We start from the raw sequence: 6591 nt of genomic DNA, 5'->3' as shown, positions 1-6591 counted from the left end.
CGACCCACTCGGCCGCATCGATGGTGCCCTTTTCCAGCGCGGGATAGATGTCGCCGCCCGCGATCTGCTGCGGCACGCCGCCGACCTTGGCGATGATGGTGCCGGCGAAACCACCGACGCGGAATTTGAGGCCACGGAAGTCATCCATCGACTTGATCTCTTTCCGGAACCAGCCACCCATCTGCGCGCCTGTAGAGCCGGTCGGCTGGCCGATGCAGCCATACTCCTTCAAGAGGTCGTTGAGCATGTCCATGCCGCCGCCGAAGCGCAGCCAGGAAATATGCGAGCGCGTGTTGAGGCCGAACGGCAGCGACGTGCCGAAGGTGAAGGCCGGGTTCTTGCCCCAATAGTAATAAAGCGCGGTGTTGCCCATCTCGACCGTGCCGTTCGAGACGGCGTCGAGCACCTGCAGGCCGGGCACGATTTCGCCGGCCGCGAACGCCTGAATTTGGAATTTGTTGTCGGTGATTTCGGCAACGCGCTTGGCGAAATATTCGCAGCCGCCGTACAGCGTATCGAGTGCCTTCGGCCAGCTTGCCGTGTAGCGCCACTTTATCTCCGGATTGGACTGCGCAATCGCTGGCGCGGCAACCGCACTCGCGGCAAGACCTGCGCCGCCCACCTTCAAGAAATCACGACGTTTCATTTGTCTCCCCTCTGTTATCGTCGAGACCGACCAAGGGACAACGATCTATTGTCGTCTTCTCTGGTTTTCCGATGGGCGGTGCCGGACTGTTGTTTAGGAATGTGGGCCCTGAAACCTAGGCTCTTGGTGATGCAATTAATTTTCCCGGCTTTATGGACCTGAAGGCAGGATGACGAATTGGTGATTGATAATCAAGCGTTCTAGTTTCGCCGCAAGTGCGAAGAGCTGCCTGAATATCGATCGGCCCAGTCGCTTTCACCCGACGAAAGACCGAGATAGCGTGCGATGGAAGATGCGCGGCCGGTTAATCGAATTGCCGCATTGCGGTAATTCCGCCGCGCAGGCGCCCAGGACAGCGCCCGTCATTTGACCTGAACGTGCATGCGCCGCGCAGTGGAATTTCCGGCAGCAGCTTGTTTCCGAGACGCGCCGCGCGATTATCGTCGCGTGGAGAATGCCGCTTCCATCGCCCTGCGTGTCTTGATGGTGTCGCTGCTTTCATCGACCTCGACATCGCTCCAGCGCACCACCTCGCCGTGGGCGACGTCGTTCTTAAGCTTGACGCGATGAGCAAGTCCGATCGGCAGCGCGCCGGCGGCGAGGCTTTTTGATGCCGGCATCAACTTGCCCCACACGGTGTAGCCGCCTTCGCCGTCCAGCATTTCGCCAGCGTGCAGATCGCGTTTTGCAACTGCCGCGACGTCGCCGCGAAAATCATGCGGCTGACCGGTCGGCTCGTTGCGTAGTGCGGCCGAGAGGATCGAGATATTCAGCTCAAGTCCGATCAGATGATACGGCTTGTACATCGCCGCATACCGGCCTGATGCGTCGGTCTTCAGCCCATATTGCCTGAAGCAATCGGCAGCGTAATCGTTCGGCGCTTCCAGCACGACATAGACGCCCCAGCGCAGATCCCGGAATACGGGACGGCCGTCGCGCTCCAGCGACGACACGACTTCCGCAAGGCCGGCCTTCTCCAGCACGCCGCCCGCCTCACGTGGCCGCATCACATGCGGCAGATCGTCGACGCCGCAAGGTGGAAACAGCAAACCGTCCGACGGCACGTCGAGTCCGGTCGCATTGGCGATCGCCGCCATTTCGATCGCGGACTTGGTGCCGTCCAAAAACGAGTTGAACATCTGCGGGTTCATGCCGGCCGATTGTGCTTCGCCCGCCGTCAGCCCGTAATGCTGCCAGACGCCGTCCGGCGTCACGTCGTGATAGGCGGGGAGATATTTGGTGCCCTTGCCGGCGGCTACGACGCGAAAGCCCGTCGCGCGCGCCCAATCCACCATTTCGGCGGTGAGCGCCGGCTGGTCGCCATAGGCCAACGAATAGACCACGCCAGCCTTGCGTGCTTCCTGCGCCAATAGCGGTCCGGCCAGCACGTCGGCCTCGACATTGACCATCACGACATGCTTGCCCGCCGCAATGGCCGCGCGGGCATGCATAATGCCGACGGCCGGGTTACCGGTAGCTTCCACCACGACGTCCACTGCACTGTCGGAGATCGCGCGTGCGCCGTCGTCGGTGAAGACCGTCCGCGCGATCCGCGCCTTATACCAGCCGACGGTGCGGCAGGCTTCGCGGGCGCGATCGCGATCGATGTCGATGATGACGGGCACTTCGAGTCCCGGCGTATGCGGCACCTGCGACAAGAACATCGAGCCGAATTTTCCGGCGCCGATCAGCGCGACGCGAACCGGCTTGCCGGCCGCCAGGCGGGCGTTGAGGAGGTGGTGAAGATTCATGGGAGATCGGGCTCTCTATTTGAAACGTGTCCCGGACGCGGTGCAGCCTAGGCGATGCGAAGCATCGTCCGGCAACACTGCTCCGCAGAGCCGGGACCGATGAGAAATCAAGGTGGGCCCCAGCTCAGCAGCGCAACGTTGCACGTTGCGCTGCGTCCGGGGCCCGGAGATTCATCTTACTCCGCGGCTTGCCGATGCGCACGCGCGAGCCGCAACAGCGCATCATCCTCCACCGGCTGGATCGGCGTGAAATCGCGATGGGCGATGTATTCCGGCCGGGTCGGCGTGCGGATGTAGTTCGAGACCGCGTTCAGCGTCAGGTAGACGATCTTGCGCGGGTAGGGCGTGATGTTGCCGCTTGATCCGTGCACCAGATTGCCGTGGAACATCAGCATGCCGCCGGCCTTGCCGGTGGGCGCGACGATGCCGCCTTCCTTCACCAGCCGGGTGACAGTCTCCTCATCCAGGGTCCACAGCGGATAGGACGTCGTTTCCAGGTCATGCGAGGCCTTGAGGTCGCCGGCGTGCTGGCTCTTCGGCACCAGCATCAACGGGCCGTTGATCGGCATCACCTCGTCCAGGAAGATCGCGATGTTCATCGCGCGCGGCTCCGGCATGCCGTCGTCGCGCTTCCAGGTGCCGTAATCCTGATGCCACTGCCAGACATCGCCGGTGAAGGCGGCTTTGGCGTTGATCTTGAATTGATGCATGTAGACCTTCTCGCCGAAGATCTGCTCGATCGGCTCGATCATGCGTGGATGCGCGCCGAGAGCACCGAACGCCTCGTTATAGAGATGCGCGGCAAAGGCGGTGCGCGGCGCGCCGCTCTTCTCGCGCCACACCTCGGGTCGGTCGGTGTCGTAGATGCTGACGGCCTCGCGGGCGAGATAATGCACTTCCTCCGGGCTGAATAGCTCCGGCAGGAATAGCCAGCCTTCGCGGTTGAAGAATTCGATCTGCTGTGGCGTCAGTTTCATGGTGTTTCCTCCTGTTGTTTTTGTTTTCTCTCCCCTCATGGTGAGGAGCGCGTCTTCGCGCGTCTCGAACCATGAGGCCCGTGGCCCATCCTTCGAGACGCCGCTTCGCGGCTCCTCAGGATGAGGACCTGCACTACGCCGCCTTATCCGTCGTCGCCCTCAGTCTCTCCTCAGTCATCCGCCCCGCCGTCTGCGCATGCGCCAGCGCTGCGGCCTCCGCCGCCCTGGCATTGCCGGCGAGAATCTGTGCCGCAATCGCTTCATGTTCGGCCCAGGCGCGTTCGCGGTAATCGAGCTCCGCCAGCACCGTCGCCATCGAGCGGCGCATATGCGGCCATTGCGGCGCGATCATTTCCTCGATCGCCGGATTGCCCGCGAGGCGATAGACGGCACTGTGAAAATCGACGTCGAGGGCGATCAGCCGCGAAAGCGGCGTGTCTTTGCCGATGCGCCGCCCGGCCTGCAGCGCGGCCTCGAGTTGCGCGCGCCCGGAAGCATCGGCTCTCGCCCGCCCAGCCGCCAGTTTTGCCGCCAGCGCGTCGATCGCGCCTCGGACTTCGTAGAGCTGGCGAATGCGTTCGGGATCGAGCCGGGTGACTTCAAAGCCGCGGCGGCCGCTTTCGGCGACGAGCCCCTGCCGATGCAGCAGATGCAGCGCATGGGACACCGGCTGGCGCGATACGCCCAGCTTTTCTGCAAGCTCGTTCTGCCGGATGCGATGCCCGGGCGGCAGCGAACGATCGGTGATCGCCTCGAGGATCCGGGCATAGACCTGGTCGATCAGGTTGGGAAGCGGATCCAGTGGGATCATGCCGGTCGTCCAAGTTTGGAATACGGAATTCCGAATTCAAACCTAGCTGGTAAATCGGCCCCGGTCAAGGCTGACGACTGGCCAGCCTTGGGTATGCTGTGGCAGGGGCGATCGGAGGTCGGTCATGAGCGACGACGCAGCCGGATTCGTTGGCAATATCCCTCAATACTATGATCAAGGCCTGGGCCCGATCATCTTCGCTGAATACGCGGTGGACATTGCCAAGCGGGTCGCCAGCGGCGGTCCGGCGCGGGTGCTCGAAACCGCCGCCGGCACCGGCATCGTTACGCGTAAGCTACGCGATGCGTTGCCGGCCGATACCCAACTTACGGCGACCGACTTCAATCCGCCGATGCTCGATATTGCCCGCGCCAAGTTTCAGACCGGTGAGCAGGTCGCTTTCCAGCCTGCCGATGCGGTCGCCCTTCCATTCGCCGATGCAAGCTTCGATGCGATCGTTTGTCAGTTCGGCCTAATGTTCTTTCCGGACCAGGCAAAATCTTTTTCCGAGGCCTATCGTGTGCTCGCACCCGGCGGCCGCTACGTGCTCAGCGTTTGGGACTCTCACCGCTACAATCCGTTCGGCCGGATCGCGCATGAAGTGGCGGGCCGTTTCTTCGCGACTGACCCGCCGCAGTTTTACAACGTGCCGTTCTCCTGCCACCAGATCGATCCGATCAAGGAGATGCTGATCACGGCTGGCTTCGGCGACATCGGCATTGCCGTGATCAGGCAGGTAAGAGAACTCCCTGACGTCGCGACCTTCGCGCGGGCTGCCGTCCATGGCAATCCGCTGATCGATCAGGTCCGGGCGCGCGGCGGCGTCGATCCGGACCAGATCGTCGACACGATGGCGCAGGCGTTTCGCCGCGAATTCGGCGATCCCGGCCGGATGCCGCTTCAAGCGATCGTGTTCTCCGCAACAAAGATGACGCCGCTCACGTGAGCAGGTTTACGTCGAACTGGCCGATCCGCTCGGCATCGGCCACCGCTTCCACCGCCGATATCCTGTCGCCACTGATCGTCAGCCGCACCACGATGCGCAGTTGCCCGCCGAGAATGACAGCGAGCGCGAATGCACCGTCGACCAGCGCCGGCTTGGCGGCTTGTGCGCGTCCCTTGAAGGCCTCGGCCACCCCAGTAGCGCCACGGATTTCCGCGAATGAGCCCAGTCGCTGCGCGGCGGAATCGGCACGGAACACCACGTCGGGATCGAGCACCGCGAGCAGCCCTTCGAAGTCGCCCTCGCGGGAAGCCTTGATGAAGGCCTCGACGATGCTTTTCTGCCGGCCGAAATCGGCATCCGGCGGCGGCGTGCCCTGCACCCGGCGGCGGGCGCGGCTGGCCAGTTGCCTCGCCGCGGCCGGCGTGCGGCCGACGATGGGCGCGATCTCCTCGAACGGCACGGCGAACATGTCGTGCAGCACGAAAGCAAGCCGCTCCGCAGGCGCGAGCGTTTCCAGCACCACCAGCAGCGCCGCGCCGACGGAGTCGGCCATCTCTGTGTCCCGCCCATGCTGGTCATCGGCGACCGGTTCCGGCACGTGCGGACCCATTGGTTCCTCGCGCCGCGATTTGCGCGAGCGCAGCATGTCGAGGCAGACGCGCGCGACAACCGTGGTCAACCAACCCCCGAGGTTTTCGACAGCGCTGGTATCGGACCGGCTCAGCCGCAGCCAGGTTTCCTGCACGGCATCGTCGACCTCGCTGGTCGAGCCCAGCATGCGGTAGGCCACCGCCCGCAGATGGGGCCGGTTGGCCTCAAATTTCTCAGCCAGAAACTTTTTCTCATCCATCGGTCACATTCCCATGTCGCGTTCCGTCATGGTCATGACGAACGAAAGCGCGCCGATGTGACAGCAAATCGGCGCCGCCGCGTCAAAAACAGAACCAAGCATATGGAGCGCAAAATGATGCAAGCCAGAATGAATCACCCCGTCATGGTCGTTCCCGACGCCATGAAGGCGCTGCAGGCGCTGGGCGACCTGACCAAAAACAGCCTGTCGGAAAAGCTGCTCGAACTGGTGTATCTGCGCGCCAGCCAGATCAACGGTTGCAGTGTCTGTGTCGACATGCACGCGAAACTCGCCAGGAGGGCCGGCGAGACCGACGAGAGACTGTTCGCGGTGGCCGCCTGGCGCGACACGCCCTATTTCACGGAAGCCGAGCGCGCGGCCCTGTCGTTGACGGAAGCGTTGACCCGGATCAGCGACCGCGCCGATCCGGTACCGGACGAGGTCTGGAGTGAGGCCGACGAGCATTTCGATGAGGAGGAGCTCGCGGCGTTGATTCTGGCGATCGCCAAAATCAATGTCTGGAACAGGCTCAACGTCGCCGTGCGTCAGCCTGTGGGCGCCTGGAAGGTCTAGCGGGAAGGGAATCCCCAAAACTATGGCCAATTTTAAC

The 6591-nt window shown here is 63.1% G+C and carries 7 protein-coding genes (1 of these 7 cut by a window edge); 2 read left to right on the top strand and 5 right to left on the bottom strand.

What is annotated here, in order from left to right:
* The 4 genes from V1292_RS03990 to V1292_RS03975 form a co-directional block, all read right to left on the bottom strand.
* Positions 1–646, bottom strand: partial view of a TRAP transporter substrate-binding protein gene (locus tag V1292_RS03990; RefSeq protein WP_334370449.1) — the 5' portion only. Its footprint begins 443 nt before the window's first position; only the first 646 of its 1089 coding nucleotides appear in the window; its start codon is at positions 644–646; its stop codon lies beyond the left edge, outside the window.
* Positions 647–1083: 437 nt separating this feature from the next.
* Complete coding sequence (locus tag V1292_RS03985) at positions 1084–2397, bottom strand: NAD(P)H-dependent oxidoreductase (RefSeq protein ID WP_334370447.1); 1314 nt, start codon at positions 2395–2397, stop codon at positions 1084–1086.
* Between the two features lie 176 nt (positions 2398–2573).
* A complete protein-coding gene (locus V1292_RS03980) occupies positions 2574–3374 on the bottom strand; it encodes a phytanoyl-CoA dioxygenase family protein (RefSeq protein ID WP_334370445.1) in 801 nt (266 codons plus the stop codon).
* A 133-nt stretch (positions 3375–3507) separates the two neighbouring features.
* Positions 3508–4185: a GntR family transcriptional regulator gene (locus tag V1292_RS03975; protein ID WP_334370443.1), complete on the bottom strand. Its 678-nt coding sequence runs from the start codon at positions 4183–4185 to the stop codon at positions 3508–3510.
* A gap of 124 nt (positions 4186–4309) precedes the next feature.
* On the opposite strand from V1292_RS03975, the gene V1292_RS03970 reads away from it, so the two are divergent.
* Entirely contained in the window at positions 4310–5131 is an 822-nt protein-coding gene (locus tag V1292_RS03970) for a class I SAM-dependent methyltransferase (protein WP_334370441.1), read from the top strand.
* Here V1292_RS03970 and V1292_RS03965 read toward each other — a convergent pair.
* On the bottom strand, positions 5124–5981 hold the full coding sequence (locus V1292_RS03965; protein ID WP_334370439.1) for a sigma-70 family RNA polymerase sigma factor: 858 nt from the start codon (positions 5979–5981) through the stop codon (positions 5124–5126). The genes V1292_RS03970 and V1292_RS03965 overlap by 8 nt on opposite strands.
* A 117-nt stretch (positions 5982–6098) precedes the next feature.
* Here V1292_RS03965 and V1292_RS03960 point away from each other — a divergent pair, with 117 nt between their 5' ends.
* Complete coding sequence (locus V1292_RS03960) at positions 6099–6554, top strand: carboxymuconolactone decarboxylase family protein (protein ID WP_334376933.1); 456 nt, start codon at positions 6099–6101, stop codon at positions 6552–6554.
* The last annotated feature ends 37 nt before the right edge of the window (positions 6555–6591 follow it).

The sequence above is a fragment of the Bradyrhizobium sp. AZCC 1719 genome (assembly GCF_036924525.1).
Lineage (GTDB): Bacteria > Pseudomonadota > Alphaproteobacteria > Rhizobiales > Xanthobacteraceae > Bradyrhizobium.
The sequence above is the reverse complement of the archived record's forward strand: the minus strand, read 5'-3'. Positions and strand labels throughout refer to the sequence as shown.

Excerpts from the sequence above, each read along its gene's own strand:
- V1292_RS03960 (WP_334376933.1), top strand. The coding sequence starts at position 6,099 with ATGCAAGCCAGAATGAATCACCCCGTCATGGTCGTTCCCGACGCCATG.
- V1292_RS03975 (WP_334370443.1), bottom strand. The coding sequence starts at position 4,185 with ATGATCCCACTGGATCCGCTTCCCAACCTGATCGACCAGGTCTATGCC.
- V1292_RS03965 (WP_334370439.1), bottom strand. The coding sequence starts at position 5,981 with ATGGATGAGAAAAAGTTTCTGGCTGAGAAATTTGAGGCCAACCGGCCC.
- V1292_RS03985 (WP_334370447.1), bottom strand. The coding sequence starts at position 2,397 with ATGAATCTTCACCACCTCCTCAACGCCCGCCTGGCGGCCGGCAAGCCG.
- V1292_RS03970 (WP_334370441.1), top strand. The coding sequence starts at position 4,310 with ATGAGCGACGACGCAGCCGGATTCGTTGGCAATATCCCTCAATACTAT.
- V1292_RS03980 (WP_334370445.1), bottom strand. The coding sequence starts at position 3,374 with ATGAAACTGACGCCACAGCAGATCGAATTCTTCAACCGCGAAGGCTGG.